We start from the raw sequence: 16,033 nt of genomic DNA, 5'->3' as shown, positions 1-16,033 counted from the left end.
GCGGTTGATCCTAGGCGGGGCAGGGCGCTCGGCCAAAAACGACCGTTTCTGCTGCCCTAGTTCGTAGTTCATGGTGCCGAGATATGCCAACAGTGCTAGAAGCGATTCAACACACGCGGAGACTGGCTACATGACCATACAATCCAAAGGTGCATGTGACGCCTGCAAAACAAACAGATGGCACGAGCAGCTTTCACCAATCGGTACTAACGTGACAACCGATGAAGGGATGGCAGGATCAACGCACTATGATTTTCTTCAGTGCACCCAATGTGGTTCCATCCTCGCACGATACGAAGACAAGGGCCTTGGAAAAGGCGGACCCTTTTTCAAACGAATTACTGAAGGCTTTTTCTAATTGAGTTCTGAGAAATCTATTAAGCAACGCGTGATTGGCGCTCTAGCGTTTGGTTTGCTCGGCTTCTTTGGTGGCGCAGGCACAGGAATAGTCGGCGGCATCTTTGGCGCTATTGCCGGAGTCAGCCTTTTCACGGTCATTGGGGCCATCTACGGCTGGAGCGCTGGACCTGACATCGCGGCGCTGTTCGGTCGAATCCGACGCCGATAGCTTGAACCTGCCCTACGGCATCGCCGCTTGTATCTCTGCGGTCACGTCTTCAACATCTGGTTCGTTCCATACCTCATCCCGAAGCATGAATTTGCTGCTGTTCGTGTGCGCCACATAGGTGGCCCGCAACTTATTCGCGACTTCTGGGCGGATGGAGATGACAAGGTGATTTTCCGCAAGGCTCTCTAAAAGCACAGCCCTCCGCCATCCTTGTGGCGGGGGGGCTCCCCAAAGACCTTCCCCCCATTGCAAGCCCGCGCCCCTCCAGCCGTCCAAGGCGCGCTGGATTTCACCGCAGTGTTTTGCGGGACTCGACGCTCAACAAGATCAAAGGCTTAGTTCTGGCAGACGACCTGCTGCAAAAATCGTCCTTTTTGCGGCAACTAGAGCTTGCTAAGGGGTTATTGTCACAGTTTAGAGATAGCGTCGAACCTGCGCAGCATACTTGTCGAAGCCGGAACCATACTGCGAGCGTAGCCACGGCTCTTCAGAAAACGGCGCAACAGCCAAGACGATGATTGCAGCAAGGCCTACCAGCATCGCCAAAGGTGCGGCTGTGAGGACCATCCATCCCAGCACCATGGCGATGTCTGCTACATACTGAGGGTTGCGGGAAAAACGATAGAATCCGCCGGTTTGCAAAGTGCCTACGGCACCGCCGGTCTTATGAATGCCAAAGCCTGCGACCGCGCTCCATACCACAATGTTCCCGATCACGATCAGCGGAACGCCAGCTCCAAAGCGGAACCATTGTGGTATCGGCAGCTCTCCCCAACCCAAAACGCCGAGTGCGACCAAAGCACCAAAGAGCACAAAGGTTGGTATCCAGATCAAGAGCGGAGTCAGAGCCGTATATCTGCTGGGCGGCCACAGCCGTTGCGAGGGTCGCGCAATGGACCAAAGAATCGCGGCAAGCGTGGAAAGCGTGATCCCCAGCCCCACGATTGTGAGTCCCATCTCCATTATGCTTCGGCGTGATTATGCGTGGTGGCTTCACGACGTTCGGCCAATGCTTGTCGAACGATCTGGAAGGAAGACGATAGGAACAGAGCTGCCATGATGGATGCGACGATCAGGTCAGGCCAGCCGGTTGCCGTGCCCCAGACGCCCAGGGCTGCGAACATCACCGCCACATTGCCGATGGCGTCATTGCGAGAACAGAGCCAGACCGAGCGTACATTGGCATCACCATCCTTGTAGCGTACCAGCAAAAGCACGCTCGCAAGATTGGTCAGCAGCGCAAAGAAGCCGACGATGCCCATGATCTCCGCTTCTGGTACGCCGACATAGAAGATGCGGTAGACCGTCGAACCGAACACCCACAGACCCATTAGAAGCAAACTCAAACCCTTTGCCAGGGCTGCGTTGGTGCGCGCCCGGATCGAAGCCCCGATCACCGCAAGCGAAATGCCGTAGGTCAGCGCGTCACCCAGAAAATCCAAGGCATCGGCCTGAAGCGCCTGAGACTTCGCGTAGTGACCGGCGGTCATCTCGACTACGAACATCGTCGCGTTCAAAGCAATGACGATCCACAATCGCCGCTTATAGTCGTCTGATACGCCGTCAAACTTGGCGTCATGCCCACAACATCCTGACATTGGAAAGCCCTTTTGAATCTGTATTGAGCATAGTGTAGTGTCTCTAGTAACTAGAGGTTCAAGAGGTATTCTCATGTTTTCTATCGGAGAGCTGTCAAAGCGCACCAAGGTCAAAATTCCGACCATCCGCTATTATGAAGAGATGGGCTTGCTCTCTGAGCCTGAACGAACCGAAGGCAACCAACGCCGCTATGATGTGGCGGGATTGGAGTGCCTAAGCTTCATCAAACACGCGCGCGACCTTGGCTTCTCGATTGAAGCGATCTCCGAGCTGATTGAGCTTCAGGGTCATCCGGATCGGTCGTGTCAGGCCGCGACAGATATTGCCGTCTCACAGCTTTCGGATGTGAGAGCCAAGATCAAACGCCTACGAGCACTTGAGAAGGAACTGGTTCGGATTTCGAAGGGCTGCGACGGTGAAGGCGTGTCAGAAGATTGCTACGTGCTCGCTTCGCTTGCCGATCATCAACTTTGCCAACACGAACACTAACTGGCCAAAACTCAACCGTTTCCGACACTGGCGAAGGTCTGCTATGCGCAGCAGGACTTGCCTTCCTGGATCGGTGGACACGGCACCGTCGCATAGGAACAGTAAACGCAACAGTCTCCTTCGAGCGGCTTCAGGACTGTGTTGCAAGCCTTGCACGCATAGAACCACTGGCAGGCATCCGTTGGCATCGTCTCCGTCTCAACATGGCCGCATGAGGGGCAAGTGAGAGTAGATTCCAGAATTATTTTTGCTTCTTCTGTCGCCATAACGCGTACCCCGTCAGAATGAGAAACCCTGCAAGCATCGGCAGCAAAACTGCATCGTTGTAGAGGACACCAAGCAGGCCGGTCATGCCAAGCGCCGTCAGAACCACTGGTAGAAGCGGTGTAAAGCAGCACAATGCCGCCAAAACAGTTCCGGTTAGTCCGACGACAAGAAGTTTGCTCTTCATCGCGTTGACCTCCACAAATCCCACATGAACCGTTGTGCGGAAGCCTCCCAAAGCGGTGAAGATGACGCGATCAGGAAGGCGACTGATGCTAGGCTAACCCAGATGATTGAAGACCGTCTGCGTGAGACGCATGGATGCACCCGCAACACGCGATACCATGCCCAAGCTAGCCCGACCGCAATCCCAGCTAGTATGAAAACACGGTAGGCAATGAACGGTCCAAGCGTCGTGAGCCATGCGCCGCCCAACCCTAGAATCGACAATCCAATCGGAAGCACACAACAGGAGGCCGACAAAAGGGCCAGCAACGTCGCCACTGGCATTGCAAGCCGCATGACAAGGCCATCTTTATCTTCAGATTCTTGGGTGTTCACAACGTCCATAGTGTATGTCTAATCCCTGTAGTCACTACAGGAGCAAGCGAAATGTTCACCATTGGAAAGGCGTCTGAACAAAGTGGCGTGAACGTAGAAACGATCCGTTATTACGAACGCGAAGGCATCGTTCCAAAGCCGGGCAGGTCGTCGGGCGGGCGCAGGCTCTACTCTGCAGATGAAATTGCGCGGCTACGCTTCGTTAGGCGCTGCCGAGATTTGGGCTTTCCGATCGCTATCATCCGTACATTCCTGTCCGTTGCAGCTGAGGATGTACGATCTTGTGGTGAGGTGAAGAATCTGGCTGAAAGCCATTTAGCTGATATCGACGCCAAGATAGACAACCTCATACGGCTCCGCGATGCGCTTCAAAGTCTTTCGAGGAACTGCGAGGACGGTAGCGTTGCCTGTCCAATGCTCGATGCGCTTATGAAAGATGGCTTTGCTGAGGCGCGGACACAGCCTTCTTTCTGACAAGGGGCTGTCTACCCCCTGCCCTTCGGGCATTCACCCGAGGATATTTTTGGCAAGATGAAAATCACCCTGCCTGCATCACCCTGACCAACTCGTCCACATGAATGGCCTTCATGCCCGCTGCGCGCGGCCCCTCGATATCAGCGCGCGGCGTATCGCCGACAAACAGCACCCTGTCCGGAGCAACACATAAACCGTCCAACACTGCCGCATAGATCGTAGACTCCGGCTTGATCGCGCCAACCTTGCACGACAACACCTCAACATCCGGACGGTCGGGCAATTTGCCTTGCAAGGTCTGCACGTAGTCGCTGGTAAGGTTGGAACAAACGGCCAAGCGCAACCCCTTGGCACGCAGCCGCGCCCAGATATCCGCCAAGCCGGGCCGCATCTCGACCGATAGCATCTCGCCAAGCTGCCGATTCAACACATCTAGGAGCGCATACGGATCAACCTCGACCCCAAGCGCTTTCGGCCAGTCGGTGAAGGGCCTGTCTTCCCGCATAAGCCGGTATTTCAGCTCGCGCCGCTTGTCCGGTGTCAGAGCCTTGAACAACGGGCGGAACGCCTGCTGCCTGTCCGTGATCTCAACCAGCGTTCCAAAGGCGTCAAAACACACTGCCTCGATCCCGTCGAAGATCGGCGGCAGATTAGTGGCTGAGGCCGGGATCACGGTCTATCTCCCTGTCAATTTCGCGCTCGTTTTCGACCTCCTGATCTTTTTCCTGGTCGCGCTCGTCCTCGATATCCAGCTTTTCGCGCGGCTTGTTCAGCACGTCCTTCAGCCGCTCGTTCACGGAGGGCTTGCGGTCTGCGCCCCCGGTGCCCTCCCCAAGCTCCGGGTCACTGTGCCCGTCCAGCTTGTGAACCGCCGCCTGGCCGTCCCGGCCCGCGTCTTTGTCCATGATTTCTTTCAGCCGCTCTCGGGTGTAATTGCGGCCTTCCGGCGTCGGTGTATCATCCTGACCCTCTGACCGGCCTACAACGCGCGCAAGACGCTCCCGGAAATCCTCCCCTGGTCGCCCCGCTTCGCGGTCTTTTACAGCCGCCGCCCTGAGTGCCGCCAGACCGGCTGACACACGCCCCTGACCTGCATCCCGCTCCGCCCCGTAGGTCTCCCGCGCGATGTCCAGCCGCTCGCGCATTTCACGGAATGCGGCGCGCGCCTGACGGGCAGCATGGACAACAGCGCCACGCTGCGTGACAGGTGTGTATTCCCGGCCCTCCCGCTCAGCAGTCGCCTTCGCCCGCCGTTCCATGGAATTGGCCGCTGGCCCCAGCTTCAGCTCCGGGTCGCGGTCCAGCTCCTCGGCAGAAAGCTGATCGCCCCGCTCCAGCGCAGCCTCGCGTTGCGCTTCGAGCGACCGGTGATCGACACGCTCGGCTTCCCCTGCCCGCTCAAGCGCACGGTTCTGCAACTCGGCCCATAGCCCCCGCATCTGATCGACTTCAGGACCACCGGTTTTCGCGGAATCGAGAACGCGCGTCTTGGCTGTGAAGCCTTCGGGTTCCAGCTTTCGGGTAGAGGTCAGGACGTGGGCGTGATGGTTGCGCTGATCCCCTTCACGGTGCGGTTCATGGATCGCCACATCGACGGCCACGCCGTAACGGCTGACCAGCTCCTCGGCAAACTCGCGGGTGATCTGCGAGCGATCATCGTCGCTGATCTCGGACGGCAAGGCCAGTTCCCATTCGCGAGCCGTGACGGAGTTGCGGCGGGTCTCACTGGCCTCAACCTCGTTCCAGAGCTTGCTGCGATCCTGCGCCCAGGCCGGGGCATTCTCAGGGGTGACAATGAAGGTCTCCTTGATGCCCTGCTTGCGGGTGTAATCATGGACACGGCCCTCGCGCTGGCACTCGATGCGCTCGCCTACACGGTAAGCCGCCGCTGCCGTTGCTGAGCGCCCGGCGCTGCGTTTGATCGTCTTCACAGAGAGGTGGAAGCTAGCCATGCGCCCTACCTCGCCCGGCGATACAGACGGCCACAACGCGCGCTGCTGACCCCGGCCCAAGCCCCGACATGGGCCACCGGGTTAGCTGTCTTTTCCCCGTAGGCCCGCGCCCCAGAACGCTGGGGCCGGAGGGGAAAAGACAGCCCGGCTGAAGGGGTGAGCGAGCTTCTCGGAGACCGTCCGGGGGACGGTCTCGCTCGCGAACGCGCAACCTCTGAGGCGCGGGCTAGCCAGTGAGTTGCCCCCAAATCCCCAGCCTCATGGGGGGCGGGATATGGGGACAATTCACTGGCGGTTTGCCACCGGCAAACTCGGTAAGGAAAGACAGGCCCGCGACTGTCATTCCGCGCAGCCCGCAAGCGCGACACCCCCGGCAACCCAGCCCCGACCACGGGGCACGGGATGCCGACAGGGGGTCGTATTGCGGGACGCCATCCAACTGCGCAAGTTGGCCTTGGAGAGTTTGAGAGGCCGGGAGGACCTTTCATTCCGGCGCGCATCGCGTCGGACGGAGTTCGCCATCGGCTGAGGCCCTGCCTCAAGGAGATCGCACGCAAAGCTCGAAACCGCAGGTGGAGAGTTTGCATAAGTGCGCCCTTATCCTTTACAGGTCTACGGGTAAGCGCTTAGGTTTGATCTGGCAAGAGATACCTCGCCACCCGCTTTCTTCAAAGAGGATTCCCGAATTGGCCGAAACTGAGCTTGAACGCGCCGAGAAACGCTATGCCCAGGCCAAGGCCCGCCTCCAGGGATTGCGCAACCGGGAAGCCACGCGAAAGCGCAAGCTCGATACCAGGCGTAAAGTGATCCTCGGAGGCGCTCTGCTCGATCTGGCGGAACGGGACAGCGGTGCCGCCGCGATGGTGGAACGGCTGGTACGGAACCTGTCCCGTGATCAAGATCGGAAAGCGTTCGCGGAATGGGACAGTGATGGTGCGTCGGCTGTTGATGCGGATGCTTCCCCTGCCCCTCCCTCTGATCCTGACGGTTCTGCTTGATGCGCTCCGTCATGCTCTTCATGGGTGGACTGGCCCGGTTCTTCTATCGCCTGATCGCGACACCCGTTTTGCTCGGATGGATGATCGGGCGCACAGCATTCGGTGCGATGGTCGGCTTCCTGATTGGGGGTGTCGTTGCGCTCGGGGCCTTTGGTCCGCCGCTTGGTCAGTCTGCCTGGGAATGGGCGGTCATTCTGCCGCCCACATTCATCGGCGCTGTCTTCGGGTTTCAATACTGGCGCTATGTCTCCGGGGCTGATCACTTCTTCGGCCTGACCGGCGACAGCCACGGCTCGGCCCGCTTCGCCAGCCGCAAGGAACTGAAGAAGCTCCAGGGCCCAAAAGGCGAGAGTGGCGGGCTGCTGATCGGACGGAACCCCGGCACCGGACGGCTCTTGCGCTATGACGGCCCCGCCCATCTGATCACCCTCGCCCCGACACGGGCCGGGAAAGGTGTGGGCACCGTCATCCCAAACCTGCTGGCTGCGGAACGCTCGGTCCTGGTCATCGACCCCAAGGGCGAGAATGCCCGGATCGCGGGCGAGGCCCGGCGGCACTTCGGGACGGTTCACGTCCTCGATCCGTTTGAGGTCAGCGGCCACCCTTCGGCTTGCTACAACCCGCTTGACCGACTGACGCCTGACAGCCTCGATCTGGGTGAGGATGCCGCCTCCCTGACAGAGGCGCTGGTGACGGACCCGCCGGGACAGGTAACGGAAGCCCACTGGAACGAAGAGGCGAAAGCTATCCTCGGCGGTCTGATCATGTTCTGCGTCTGCCATGAGGATCGCGACCGCCGGTCGCTGGCCACCGTCCGGGAATATCTCACCCTGCCCCCGGCTCGGCTCAAGGCGTTGTTAGAGCTGATGCAGGACAGTGACGAAGCGGGCGGGTTGATCGCCCGCGCCGCCAATCGCTTCCTTGGCAAGGCGGATCGGGAAGCCGCCTCTGTCCTGTCGAACGCGCAACGGCATACGCACTTCTTGGACTCGCCCCGGATCGCTCGATGCCTGACGCGCTCGGACTTCGCCTTCTCCGATCTGCGCCACCGGATCACCTCCGTCTTCCTGGTGCTACCGCCCAACCGGATGGACGCCTACAGCCGCTGGCTGCGCCTCCTCGTCTCTCAGGCCCTCCAGGACATCGCACGGGACGCTGAGGCCTCTGTAGGCGTTCAGGGCGCGCCTCAGCGGCTTTCTACGTCCACGCTGTTCCTGCTGGATGAATTTGCCGCTCTGGGCCGTCTGGAAGCCGTGGAGCGCGCCATGGGGCTGATGGCAGGCTACGGGCTTCAGCTTTGGCCGATCTTGCAGGACATGAGCCAGCTCAAGGACCTCTACAGCGATCGGGCAAACACCTTCATCGCGAATGCTGGCGTCCAACAGGTCTTCGGGGTAAACGACTTCGAGACGGCAAAGTGGCTGAGCCAGATGATCGGCCAAGAAACCGCCGGGTTCCAGACCGACAGCTTCAAACCCGGCGACGGCCCCAGCTTCTCTAACCATCTCACCGGTCGCGATCTGCTGACCCCCGATGAAATCATGCAAATGCCGCCTGATATCCAGCTCCTGCGTATACAGGGCCAGCCCTCTGCACTGGCCCAAAAGCTGCGATACTACGCTGACCCGGAGTTTAAGAGGCTGTTCCAGCCGCAGGACCATTGATTTGAAAGTGACCCGCTATGTCTGACGATGCTGCCTCCCCTGCCCCGCTCTCTGATGGTGAGTTGCGCGAAACTCTCGAACGGCTTGGCAATCTTGTCCTGGACATGAACGACTACGTTCAGGAACAGACCAAGGCAGTCAATCATGCGACGACAGCGGCAAATGAAGCACGGCGGGCAGCAAAGGCCACACAGGATCAGACGGACCCTGACCAGTACGCGGAATATGCGGTTGAGGTGATCGACAAACGGCTTGAAGAGCGGATGAAAGATATCAGGCAAACGGCCAGTGATCTGATCAAGGCGTCCAGCTACACCCGCGAGGTTCTCAGTAAAGCTGACCAGGATCGTACAGATGTACAACGCCAGCTTTGGGAACGTGAACAAAATCTGGATCAGTTCAAAAGTCGTCTCCCATTGTTTGGTCTGGGTGCTGTCGTTCTGGCTCTTGTGCTGACGGTGCTGTTTCCTCGTTTCTTAGCAAGCTACGGTCCAACATGCGGTGTCCTTGGCGGTGTCTGGACCACAACAACCACGGGGGTCGATGCCTGCGTGTTTTACAAGAAATGAGTAACTCCTCAATTACTCAACCCTCTTGTGTTTTAATATGTGTTTATATGTGTTTCCAGATTTTGCGATCTGAGTAAGGCATTGTGAAATAACGTTGATTCAGGCCATGTTGTGGAAACTGGTGTGTGAAGTCCCGAATCTGGGTGTGTGAAGTCCCGAATCCCGGTGTGTAAAGTCCCGAATCCAATTCCATGAGCGATCCATAGCTTGCGGGTGTGTGAAATCCCGAATTTTATTGACTCGGTGTGTGAAGTCCCGAACACTCAGGTGGTGTGTAAAGTCCCGAAGATATGCCAGACGAAGAACTGAAATCAGAACGCTCTCCCCTACTCCCCGTGCGTCACCCGCAACGGGACTTCTTCGTTTGCGATATCTTTGACGCAGCGCCGAAGTCAGACATGGCTTCGATGGAATATCCGCTTTTCACGCTCTCAACCAAGCCCGACATGACAACGCGCCGCTATGAGGTGAATGGAAATTGGCTTGAACTGAAACCGTCCAGCATTGGCCGCGCGACTGTTTTTGATCGTGATATCCTTATCTATTGTATCAGCCAGTGCATGGCTGCGCTCAACGAGGGGCGACAAGTACATCGGACGATGCGGTTTTCGGCTCATGACCTGCTTAAGGCGACAAACCGGGATACAAGTCGGCGCGGCTACAAACTGTTCAAAGACGCTCTCGACAGGCTGCGCAACACAGGCATTGAAACCAACGTCACCACGGGCGGCGTTGAAACGCTCGATGGCTTTGGCTTCATCGACAAGTATCGCGTTGTGCGGGAAACGCGTGATGGCCGTATGCAGGCGATTGAGATCACCCTTTCCGACTGGTTGTTCAATGCTATCGATGCCAAGGGTGGCGAGATCCTGACGATCTCGCCTCTGTACTTCCAGCTCCGCAAGCCTCTTGAACGCCGCCTTTATGAGATCGCCCGCAAAAGCTGTGGCACAAAGAACCGTATGTTGCGCTATGGCATGGAAAAACTGCGCATGAAGACAGGCTCGCAATCCACGCCCAAAGAATTCCGCCGCATGGTCAAGGCCATAGTGGACATGAACAACGAGAAGAACCACATCCCCGATTACACGTTCGAGCTGGACGGCGATCTGTTCATCATCCGCCCGCGTTCTGAGTTCACGGACATCTACACCGAACCAGAGACGCTAGACGCGCTCGATCAGATCGCCCTGCCCTCTTCCGCCTATGACAATGCCCGGAAACATGCTGGGGGCTATGATCTCTACTTCCTTGAACGGGAATGGCGCGACATGTTGAGTAGCAAAAAATCAGTGCCGGATAACCCAAGTGGCTCGTTCGTGAATTTCGTCAAAAGCTATGTGAAGCGGAACGGTGAAGCGCGGTCACTCATTTGAGTGACTACTCATTTACTATTCATCACGGCTATACTTGTAAGCGCTTTCGGTTTCCCGATAGTTTTGGTGCTTTCCGGCTTCTCCGATGCCTTCAAGCCTTCTCGCAGAAGGCCGCGTCATACGCATGCTGACGTTAAACCGTGGATATTCACCGATGATGTCAGGGTGAAGCCAAGCCGCAACCTCCACATCGGTTTGAGAGACATACCTCCCGCCCCACTTCTCAATGATGTGCTTTAGTGCCCGTGTTCTTTGAACAGGGTTCTTAGTTTTCGTTTGCGCATCTAACCATTCATAAGCAATTCGGATGCAATCGTTATACTCATGGTGTCCTTCTCGGCGCGTTGGTGCTTTTTCTTTGGCGACCGCGATTTGCTCATCCGTAAGCACTCAATTCCTCATTTACTCAAATACTCAGACCATAAATCGCGTGTGATGTCAGAGATCGAACGCCCCTCTTCCACAGATTTCATCTTGATCCGCTTATACAGGCTTTCCTCAATCTCGGCATTCAAGCGCTTCTTCTTCTCGGCCGTTTCCGTCACCTCATGCAAGATACGCTGACGGGCTTCGTCACCACGGCTCGGGCGTTTGGCAGAAAGTCCCATTACGCCACCTTCCGCGCCACAGGCGCGATCATACTAAGAACCTCGTCAATCAAGGCGGCCGTTTCGGCCTTGGCCTTAGCGTTGTCCGCATCAAACACGGTCAGCCCTTCGGATGCCGTCTGCGGGTAAACCTGCCGCTGCGTGATGGTCGTTTCAAAGACGGGCAGGGCGTATTCATCGAGAGCTGCTCTCACATCTCCGCCAAGGCGCGTACCTTCCACCATGCGGGACACCACAAAGCCCGCAAGCGGAACGCCATCTGTGACCTCCTGACGGGCTTTAATGAAGTCCACCAGATCGGAGGCCGCCCAGATGTCATAGGGTGACGGTTGCACAGGGATCAGAATGAAATCACTGACCTTGATCGCGGCGGCGATCATGTCTTCCAGCTTGGCCGCACCATCAATCACCACGTAGTCGTAATTCGCCGCCATGCTGCGCAGCGTCTTGACGTTGTTAGGGCGATCAAGCGCCACCAATTCAAGTGGGTTGTCCTCACTGGCCGCATGCCAATCTCTGGCGCTGCCCTGTGGGTCACTGTCTACGATCAGGACGGATTGCCCACGATCATGCAACGCGCGGGCAAGATTGGTGCTGATGGTGGTCTTGCCGCAACCACCCTTCGGATTCAAAACGGAAATTATGCTCATGTCTGCCTCACTTGTGTTTTTACTCAAAAGTGTAACTGAGTAAATGAACCTCGAAAAGAGATTTTTGAGCCACTTGAATGACCGCCCATGAAAGCACAGATATAAAGGGTTCCATTTTCTTGGGGTGCAAAGAGGCCTCGCACCCCAAGAAAATGAAGCATGCGTCGGAGCTGGCCGCGAGCGCAAGACTATAAAAAATCGCGGCAAGCTGGCCTAAAGCGCGGAGCCACGTACCGTAAGGGACCCCCGCGCAAGAGAATAGGAGACTGCCAATGGCAGCATCGATTGTTCTCGAAGCCAGTGGTCCGAAAGGCGGTGTTTATCGTCTTAAAGTCGGCATAAGCCTAGGATGGCTGCACTGGCTTTGGGGCGGATAACGCAGAGGATCACGAGAGGTCGCCGCGAGGCGGCCTCTTTGCGTTATAAGTGCAGCCCGACTTCCATGCTTTGGTGCAACACGCGGATAACATCCGTCATGCCATCAGAACGCCGGAAGAAAACGAAGTGACGCCCCACAGCGTATTTCAGATACCCGTCGCGGATATCCACCGTTCGCCCCTGCTTTTGACCGGACGCCAGCTCTTCAATCGTATCCATGATTTGGTCATAGTAGCGGTTCGCCTGATCCAGAGACCATTCGTTCAAAGTGTAGAGCCAGATTTGTTCAAGGTCGCTCTCAGCAAGCGGTGATAGTCGATATGACGCCATGCTAGCTGATGTGCTTCTCGTGCATGCGTTTCAGGAAGCTGTCACGATCAAAGGGCTGCGGCTCGCCGGATTGCTCACCTGCGATCAAAGCATCCTGCAACGCTTTCACCTTGGCCTCGTGCTCTTCCAGTAATCGCAAGCCCGCCCGCACAACATCACTGGCTGAACCATATCGGCCAGATTGAACCTGGGTGTCGATGAACCCTGCAAAGTGGTCGCCAAGCGACATGGATGTGTTTTTTGCCATGATAAACCTCCTAAGAACGGGATATACCAAATTTTGGTATTATTCAATGCCACTCATTTACTCAAAAACTCATAATTTCAAGCGAAACCCAAAACATGGCATGAGTGATTCTTTCACCCTAAGCGAGAGCCGAAAAGTTGGATCATTCCGCAGAATATGAGTTTTTGACCATCTAAAACACGCGTTTGTTCCTACTACGTTCTCTGGACTCATATAGTATAAGGCACTGTTAAAACGCCAATATTTCCGCACGATTCCAGCATTTTGTGGTTTTTCTGGAGCTGTGGACTCCATGTTGTGGTTTTGATAAAAAGAAGGCGCGGGATGGTTGCACCCATCCCGCGCCTAAACCCAGTGTCATCCATCATAGGAGATAAACATGACACCCGAGAACTATGTCTCATCTTTTGACCTAAACCAGATCACAACGCGTCGGGCAAGCTTGACGTTTGAGGAAGCCGTCGCCGTGTGGCTGATGAAATGGGCTGGCGATCATAACCACATCATCGCCGCCAAGCTTGGGATAAACCAAGGTCGGATCGCTGAAACCTTGCATGAGAAATTACATGTCGGATCGCGCGAGAAGGCTTTTCTTTTATCTTCTGGTTAGGCCCATCTAAGCCTCAGCGGATGCCTGCTAACTTGTAGGAGGCATCCAACTTCCAGTCTGTATTTGCTGATGTGAGGGGAGGGCATTCGCAACTACATTTAGTTATGGTGGCTCAAACATGCCCAAAATAAACCCGTCCCGCAGCACGCATCACATCAACCGTCACACTGCCGAGAACATCTGTCATTCAATCGACTTCGCCAAAAATATTGGATTGCCTCTAAACCTGTATGTCGTGCTGAACCTCGATGAACATGGAACAGGCATGGAAGGCACAGAAATTTTCCGTCGCGTCCGTCACAAATTTCGCGACTGGCTAAATAGAAGCCTGAAAAAGCGCGACATCACTCCAACGCCTCCGGCGTATGTGTACTCCCATGAAAACCCTGCGAACAATCCGCATGTGAACTGGATGGTACACGTACCAGCTTTTCTACACGCTGAGTTTCTAGGAAAGCTGCCGCGTTGGTTGGAGCGGTCGCAAGGCACCGTGCGGAAATTTGACATCGACGTGCAAGCCATTGATCCGCTCACTGACAAAGCTCTCGCGAAATACATCTTAAAGGGGACAGATGAGCGCTACGTGCCGTACCTGCACCTACAAGATTATGCTTCACCGCAAGGTCAGATTTTCGGACGCCGCGCAACCGCTAGCCCCGCCATCGGACGAAAAGCAAGACGGGATGCGGGCTTTGTGCCAAAGCTTCATCGCAATAACTGGAAACGACGCGCCGCTTAGTGCTTTAAGCCCGCCGGACGGTTCGCTCGCTTACCTTGAACAATCGCGCGATCTCCGACACGGCGCGATGTTCAGCGTCTCTCATACGCCGCACCTCATCTTTCTGAGCGGCCGACAGGGCAGGGGGCCTACCTCCGATCCGGCCTCGCTTGCGAGCTGACGCCAAACCTTCCTTGGTCCGTTCCGATATCCGCTCCCGTTCAAACTGGGCGATAGATGCGAAGACATGAAATACAAGACGGCCTGCCGGCGTCGTCGTGTCGATATCCTCAGCCAGGGACCGGAAGCCGGCCCCGCGTTCACGGATCGCTTCTACGATCTCCAAGAGGTCCTTCAGAGACCGCGCCAGGCGGTCATACTTCGTGACAGTCACAACGTCGCCGTCTCGGAGCTGCTCCAGCATTCTGTCCAGTTCCGGGCGGGCGCGCCTCGATCCGCTGATCTTATCTGCGAAGACCTTCTCGGCACCGGCTACCGAAAGGGCATCCGTCTGTGAATCCAAGTTCTGGTTGTCAGTGCTGACGCGGGCATATCCGATGATCATGCTTCAATGTGACAAAAACCTGCCAAAACTGCAAAGATTTTGCCGGGGGTTTTTGTCCAATCTAAGCGGTTGATCCTAGGCGGGGCAGGGCGCTCGGCCAAAAACGACCGTTTCTGCTGCCCTAGTTCGTAGTTCATGGTGCCGAGATATGCCAACAGTGCTAGAAGCGATTCAACACACGCGGAGACTGGCTACATGACCATACAATCCAAAGGTGCATGTGACGCCTGCAAAACAAACAGATGGCACGAGCAGCTTTCACCAATCGGTACTAACGTGACAACCGATGAAGGGATGGCAGGATCAACGCACTATGATTTTCTTCAGTGCACCCAATGTGGTTCCATCCTCGCACGATACGAAGACAAGGGCCTTGGAAAAGGCGGACCCTTTTTCAAACGAATTACTGAAGGCTTTTTCTAATTGAGTTCTGAGAAATCTATTAAGCAACGCGTGATTGGCGCTCTAGCGTTTGGTTTGCTCGGCTTCTTTGGTGGCGCAGGCACAGGAATAGTCGGCGGCATCTTTGGCGCTATTGCCGGAGTCAGCCTTTTCACGGTCATTGGGGCCATCTACGGCTGGAGCGCTGGACCTGACATCGCGGCGCTGTTCGGTCGAATCCGACGCCGATAGCTTGAACCTGCCCTACGGCATCGCCGCTTGTATCTCTGCGGTCACGTCTTCAACATCTGGTTCGTTCCATACCTCATCCCGAAGCATGAATTTGCTGCTGTTCGTGTGCGCCACATAGGTGGCCCGCAACTTATTCGCGACTTCTGGGCGGATGGAGATGACAAGGTGATTTTCCGCAAGGCTCTCTAAAAGCACAGCCCTCCGCCATCCTTGTGGCGGGGGGGCTCCCCAAAGACCTTCCCCCCATTGCAAGCCCGCGCCCCTCCAGCCGTCCAAGGCGCGCTGGATTTCACCGCAGTGTTTTGCGGGACTCGACGCTCAACAAGATCAAAGGCTTAGTTCTGGCAGACGACCTGCTGCAAAAATCGTCCTTTTTGCGGCAACTAGAGCTTGCTAAGGGGTTATTGTCACAGTTTAGAGATAGCGTCGAACCTGCGCAGCATACTTGTCGAAGCCGGAACCATACTGCGAGCGTAGCCACGGCTCTTCAGAAAACGGCGCAACAGCCAAGACGATGATTGCAGCAAGGCCTACCAGCATCGCCAAAGGTGCGGCTGTGAGGACCATCCATCCCAGCACCATGGCGATGTCTGCTACATACTGAGGGTTGCGGGAAAAACGATAGAATCCGCCGGTTTGCAAAGTGCCTACGGCACCGCCGGTCTTATGAATGCCAAAGCCTGCGACCGCGCTCCATACCACAATGTTCCCGATCACGATCAGCGGAACGCCAGCTCCAAAGCGGAACCATTGTGGTATCGGCAGCTCTCCCCAACCCAA

Annotated in this window: 23 protein-coding genes; 10 read left to right on the top strand and 13 right to left on the bottom strand. The window is 56.4% G+C overall.

The features are described from left to right. Positions 1–130: 130 nt before the first annotated feature. Positions 131–358, top strand: coding sequence for a hypothetical protein (locus ACP15R_RS26855; protein WP_424988888.1), 228 nt, complete (start codon positions 131–133; stop codon positions 356–358). A 624-nt stretch (positions 359–982) separates the two neighbouring features. Here ACP15R_RS26855 and ACP15R_RS26850 read toward each other — a convergent pair. Both ACP15R_RS26850 and ACP15R_RS26845 read right to left on the bottom strand, forming a co-directional pair. Then, entirely contained in the window at positions 983–1,525 is a 543-nt protein-coding gene (locus ACP15R_RS26850; RefSeq protein WP_424988908.1) for a methyltransferase family protein, read from the bottom strand. Between the two features lie 5 nt (positions 1,526–1,530). Then, entirely contained in the window at positions 1,531–2,103 is a 573-nt protein-coding gene (locus ACP15R_RS26845; protein WP_424988907.1) for a cation transporter, read from the bottom strand. A gap of 136 nt (positions 2,104–2,239) precedes the next feature. Here ACP15R_RS26845 and ACP15R_RS26840 point away from each other — a divergent pair, with 136 nt between their 5' ends. After that, positions 2,240–2,656, top strand: coding sequence for a MerR family transcriptional regulator (locus tag ACP15R_RS26840; RefSeq protein ID WP_424988906.1), 417 nt, complete (start codon positions 2,240–2,242; stop codon positions 2,654–2,656). Between the two features lie 41 nt (positions 2,657–2,697). Here ACP15R_RS26840 and ACP15R_RS26835 read toward each other — a convergent pair whose 3' ends face one another. Both ACP15R_RS26835 and merF read right to left on the bottom strand, forming a co-directional pair. Beyond that, positions 2,698–2,922, bottom strand: coding sequence for a GDCCVxC domain-containing (seleno)protein (locus tag ACP15R_RS26835; RefSeq protein WP_424988905.1), 225 nt, complete (start codon positions 2,920–2,922; stop codon positions 2,698–2,700). After that, the gene (merF, locus tag ACP15R_RS26830; RefSeq protein WP_424988904.1) at positions 2,898–3,107 is read right to left on the bottom strand and encodes a mercury resistance system transport protein MerF; all 210 of its coding nucleotides are present in this window, start codon (positions 3,105–3,107) and stop codon (positions 2,898–2,900) included. The genes ACP15R_RS26835 and merF overlap by 25 nt, the downstream gene beginning before the upstream one ends. Positions 3,108–3,532: 425 nt before the next feature. Here merF and ACP15R_RS26825 point away from each other — a divergent pair, with 425 nt between their 5' ends. After that, positions 3,533–3,955, top strand: coding sequence for a MerR family transcriptional regulator (locus ACP15R_RS26825; protein ID WP_424988903.1), 423 nt, complete (start codon positions 3,533–3,535; stop codon positions 3,953–3,955). 64 nt (positions 3,956–4,019) lie between these two features. Here ACP15R_RS26825 and ACP15R_RS26820 read toward each other — a convergent pair whose 3' ends face one another. Then, on the bottom strand, positions 4,020–4,574 hold the full coding sequence (locus tag ACP15R_RS26820; protein ID WP_424988902.1) for an HAD family hydrolase: 555 nt from the start codon (positions 4,572–4,574) through the stop codon (positions 4,020–4,022). Between the two features lie 31 nt (positions 4,575–4,605). Beyond that, positions 4,606–5,907 (bottom strand): MobQ family relaxase, encoded by a 1,302-nt coding sequence (gene mobQ / locus ACP15R_RS26815; RefSeq protein WP_424988901.1) that lies wholly within the window; start codon positions 5,905–5,907, stop codon positions 4,606–4,608. 686 nt (positions 5,908–6,593) lie between these two features. On the opposite strand from mobQ, the gene ACP15R_RS26810 reads away from it, so the two are divergent. The 4 genes from ACP15R_RS26810 (at position 6,594) to ACP15R_RS26795 (ending at position 10,514) form a co-directional block, all read left to right on the top strand. Continuing rightward, positions 6,594–6,905, top strand: a complete 312-nt coding sequence (locus ACP15R_RS26810; RefSeq protein WP_424988900.1) for a mobilization protein — start codon at positions 6,594–6,596, stop codon at positions 6,903–6,905. 11 nt (positions 6,906–6,916) lie between these two features. Next, positions 6,917–8,569 carry a type IV secretory system conjugative DNA transfer family protein gene (locus tag ACP15R_RS26805; RefSeq protein WP_424988899.1) on the top strand — a complete coding sequence of 551 codons (1,653 nt, stop codon included), beginning with the start codon at positions 6,917–6,919 and terminating at the stop codon, positions 8,567–8,569. Between the two features lie 17 nt (positions 8,570–8,586). Continuing rightward, positions 8,587–9,138, top strand: coding sequence for a hypothetical protein (locus tag ACP15R_RS26800; RefSeq protein ID WP_424988898.1), 552 nt, complete (start codon positions 8,587–8,589; stop codon positions 9,136–9,138). A gap of 398 nt (positions 9,139–9,536) precedes the next feature. Beyond that, complete coding sequence (locus tag ACP15R_RS26795) at positions 9,537–10,514, top strand: replication initiator protein A (protein ID WP_424988897.1); 978 nt, start codon at positions 9,537–9,539, stop codon at positions 10,512–10,514. 15 nt (positions 10,515–10,529) lie between these two features. On the opposite strand, the gene ACP15R_RS26790 is transcribed toward ACP15R_RS26795, so the two are convergent. From ACP15R_RS26790 to ACP15R_RS26770, 5 genes are all read right to left on the bottom strand, one after another. Then, positions 10,530–10,904: a hypothetical protein gene (locus ACP15R_RS26790; protein ID WP_424988896.1), complete on the bottom strand. Its 375-nt coding sequence runs from the start codon at positions 10,902–10,904 to the stop codon at positions 10,530–10,532. Positions 10,905–10,912: 8 nt separating this feature from the next. Further along, a complete protein-coding gene (locus tag ACP15R_RS26785; protein WP_424988895.1) occupies positions 10,913–11,122 on the bottom strand; it encodes a plasmid partition protein ParG in 210 nt (69 codons plus the stop codon). Continuing rightward, on the bottom strand, positions 11,122–11,772 hold the full coding sequence (parA, locus tag ACP15R_RS26780) for a ParA family partition ATPase (protein ID WP_424988894.1): 651 nt from the start codon (positions 11,770–11,772) through the stop codon (positions 11,122–11,124). Before parA ends, ACP15R_RS26785 begins: the two co-directional genes overlap by 1 nt. A gap of 420 nt (positions 11,773–12,192) precedes the next feature. Continuing rightward, entirely contained in the window at positions 12,193–12,480 is a 288-nt protein-coding gene (locus ACP15R_RS26775) for a type II toxin-antitoxin system RelE/ParE family toxin (protein WP_424988893.1), read from the bottom strand. A gap of 1 nt (position 12,481) precedes the next feature. Further along, positions 12,482–12,727 carry a type II toxin-antitoxin system ParD family antitoxin gene (locus ACP15R_RS26770; protein WP_424988892.1) on the bottom strand — a complete coding sequence of 82 codons (246 nt, stop codon included), beginning with the start codon at positions 12,725–12,727 and terminating at the stop codon, positions 12,482–12,484. A gap of 379 nt (positions 12,728–13,106) precedes the next feature. Between ACP15R_RS26770 and ACP15R_RS26765 the strand changes: the two genes are divergently transcribed. Together ACP15R_RS26765 and ACP15R_RS26760 are read left to right on the top strand one after the other, a co-directional pair. Next, complete coding sequence (locus tag ACP15R_RS26765) at positions 13,107–13,337, top strand: hypothetical protein (protein ID WP_424988891.1); 231 nt, start codon at positions 13,107–13,109, stop codon at positions 13,335–13,337. A 118-nt stretch (positions 13,338–13,455) separates the two neighbouring features. Beyond that, positions 13,456–14,076 carry a hypothetical protein gene (locus ACP15R_RS26760; RefSeq protein WP_424988890.1) on the top strand — a complete coding sequence of 207 codons (621 nt, stop codon included), beginning with the start codon at positions 13,456–13,458 and terminating at the stop codon, positions 14,074–14,076. A 4-nt stretch (positions 14,077–14,080) separates the two neighbouring features. Here ACP15R_RS26760 and ACP15R_RS26755 read toward each other — a convergent pair whose 3' ends face one another. Beyond that, positions 14,081–14,620, bottom strand: coding sequence for a recombinase family protein (locus ACP15R_RS26755; protein ID WP_424988889.1), 540 nt, complete (start codon positions 14,618–14,620; stop codon positions 14,081–14,083). 195 nt (positions 14,621–14,815) lie between these two features. Here ACP15R_RS26755 and ACP15R_RS26750 point away from each other — a divergent pair, with 195 nt between their 5' ends. Further along, entirely contained in the window at positions 14,816–15,043 is a 228-nt protein-coding gene (locus ACP15R_RS26750) for a hypothetical protein (protein WP_424988888.1), read from the top strand. 624 nt (positions 15,044–15,667) lie between these two features. On the opposite strand, the gene ACP15R_RS26745 is transcribed toward ACP15R_RS26750, so the two are convergent. Further along, a partial coding sequence (locus ACP15R_RS26745; protein WP_424988887.1) for a methyltransferase family protein occupies positions 15,668–16,033 on the bottom strand: 366 nt, incomplete at its 5' end.

This window comes from Microbulbifer sp. S227A (assembly GCF_049800935.1).
The sequence above is the reverse complement of the archived record's forward strand: the minus strand, read 5'-3'. Positions and strand labels throughout refer to the sequence as shown.

Bases quoted from the DNA above. Each gene is read 5' to 3' on its own strand.
- ACP15R_RS26850 (WP_424988908.1), bottom strand. From the start codon at position 1,525: ATGGGACTCACAATCGTGGGGCTGGGGATCACGCTTTCCACGCTTGCC.
- ACP15R_RS26775 (WP_424988893.1), bottom strand. From the start codon at position 12,480: ATGGCGTCATATCGACTATCACCGCTTGCTGAGAGCGACCTTGAACAA.
- ACP15R_RS26800 (WP_424988898.1), top strand. From the start codon at position 8,587: ATGTCTGACGATGCTGCCTCCCCTGCCCCGCTCTCTGATGGTGAGTTG.
- ACP15R_RS26785 (WP_424988895.1), bottom strand. From the start codon at position 11,122: ATGGGACTTTCTGCCAAACGCCCGAGCCGTGGTGACGAAGCCCGTCAG.
- ACP15R_RS26840 (WP_424988906.1), top strand. From the start codon at position 2,240: ATGTTTTCTATCGGAGAGCTGTCAAAGCGCACCAAGGTCAAAATTCCG.
- ACP15R_RS26805 (WP_424988899.1), top strand. From the start codon at position 6,917: ATGCTCTTCATGGGTGGACTGGCCCGGTTCTTCTATCGCCTGATCGCG.
- ACP15R_RS26855 (WP_424988888.1), top strand. From the start codon at position 131: ATGACCATACAATCCAAAGGTGCATGTGACGCCTGCAAAACAAACAGA.
- ACP15R_RS26760 (WP_424988890.1), top strand. From the start codon at position 13,456: ATGCCCAAAATAAACCCGTCCCGCAGCACGCATCACATCAACCGTCAC.
- ACP15R_RS26765 (WP_424988891.1), top strand. From the start codon at position 13,107: ATGACACCCGAGAACTATGTCTCATCTTTTGACCTAAACCAGATCACA.
- ACP15R_RS26750 (WP_424988888.1), top strand. From the start codon at position 14,816: ATGACCATACAATCCAAAGGTGCATGTGACGCCTGCAAAACAAACAGA.
- ACP15R_RS26825 (WP_424988903.1), top strand. From the start codon at position 3,533: ATGTTCACCATTGGAAAGGCGTCTGAACAAAGTGGCGTGAACGTAGAA.
- parA (WP_424988894.1), bottom strand. From the start codon at position 11,772: ATGAGCATAATTTCCGTTTTGAATCCGAAGGGTGGTTGCGGCAAGACC.
- ACP15R_RS26770 (WP_424988892.1), bottom strand. From the start codon at position 12,727: ATGGCAAAAAACACATCCATGTCGCTTGGCGACCACTTTGCAGGGTTC.
- merF (WP_424988904.1), bottom strand. From the start codon at position 3,107: ATGAAGAGCAAACTTCTTGTCGTCGGACTAACCGGAACTGTTTTGGCG.
- mobQ (WP_424988901.1), bottom strand. From the start codon at position 5,907: ATGGCTAGCTTCCACCTCTCTGTGAAGACGATCAAACGCAGCGCCGGG.
- ACP15R_RS26755 (WP_424988889.1), bottom strand. From the start codon at position 14,620: ATGATCATCGGATATGCCCGCGTCAGCACTGACAACCAGAACTTGGAT.
- ACP15R_RS26835 (WP_424988905.1), bottom strand. From the start codon at position 2,922: ATGGCGACAGAAGAAGCAAAAATAATTCTGGAATCTACTCTCACTTGC.
- ACP15R_RS26795 (WP_424988897.1), top strand. From the start codon at position 9,537: ATGGCTTCGATGGAATATCCGCTTTTCACGCTCTCAACCAAGCCCGAC.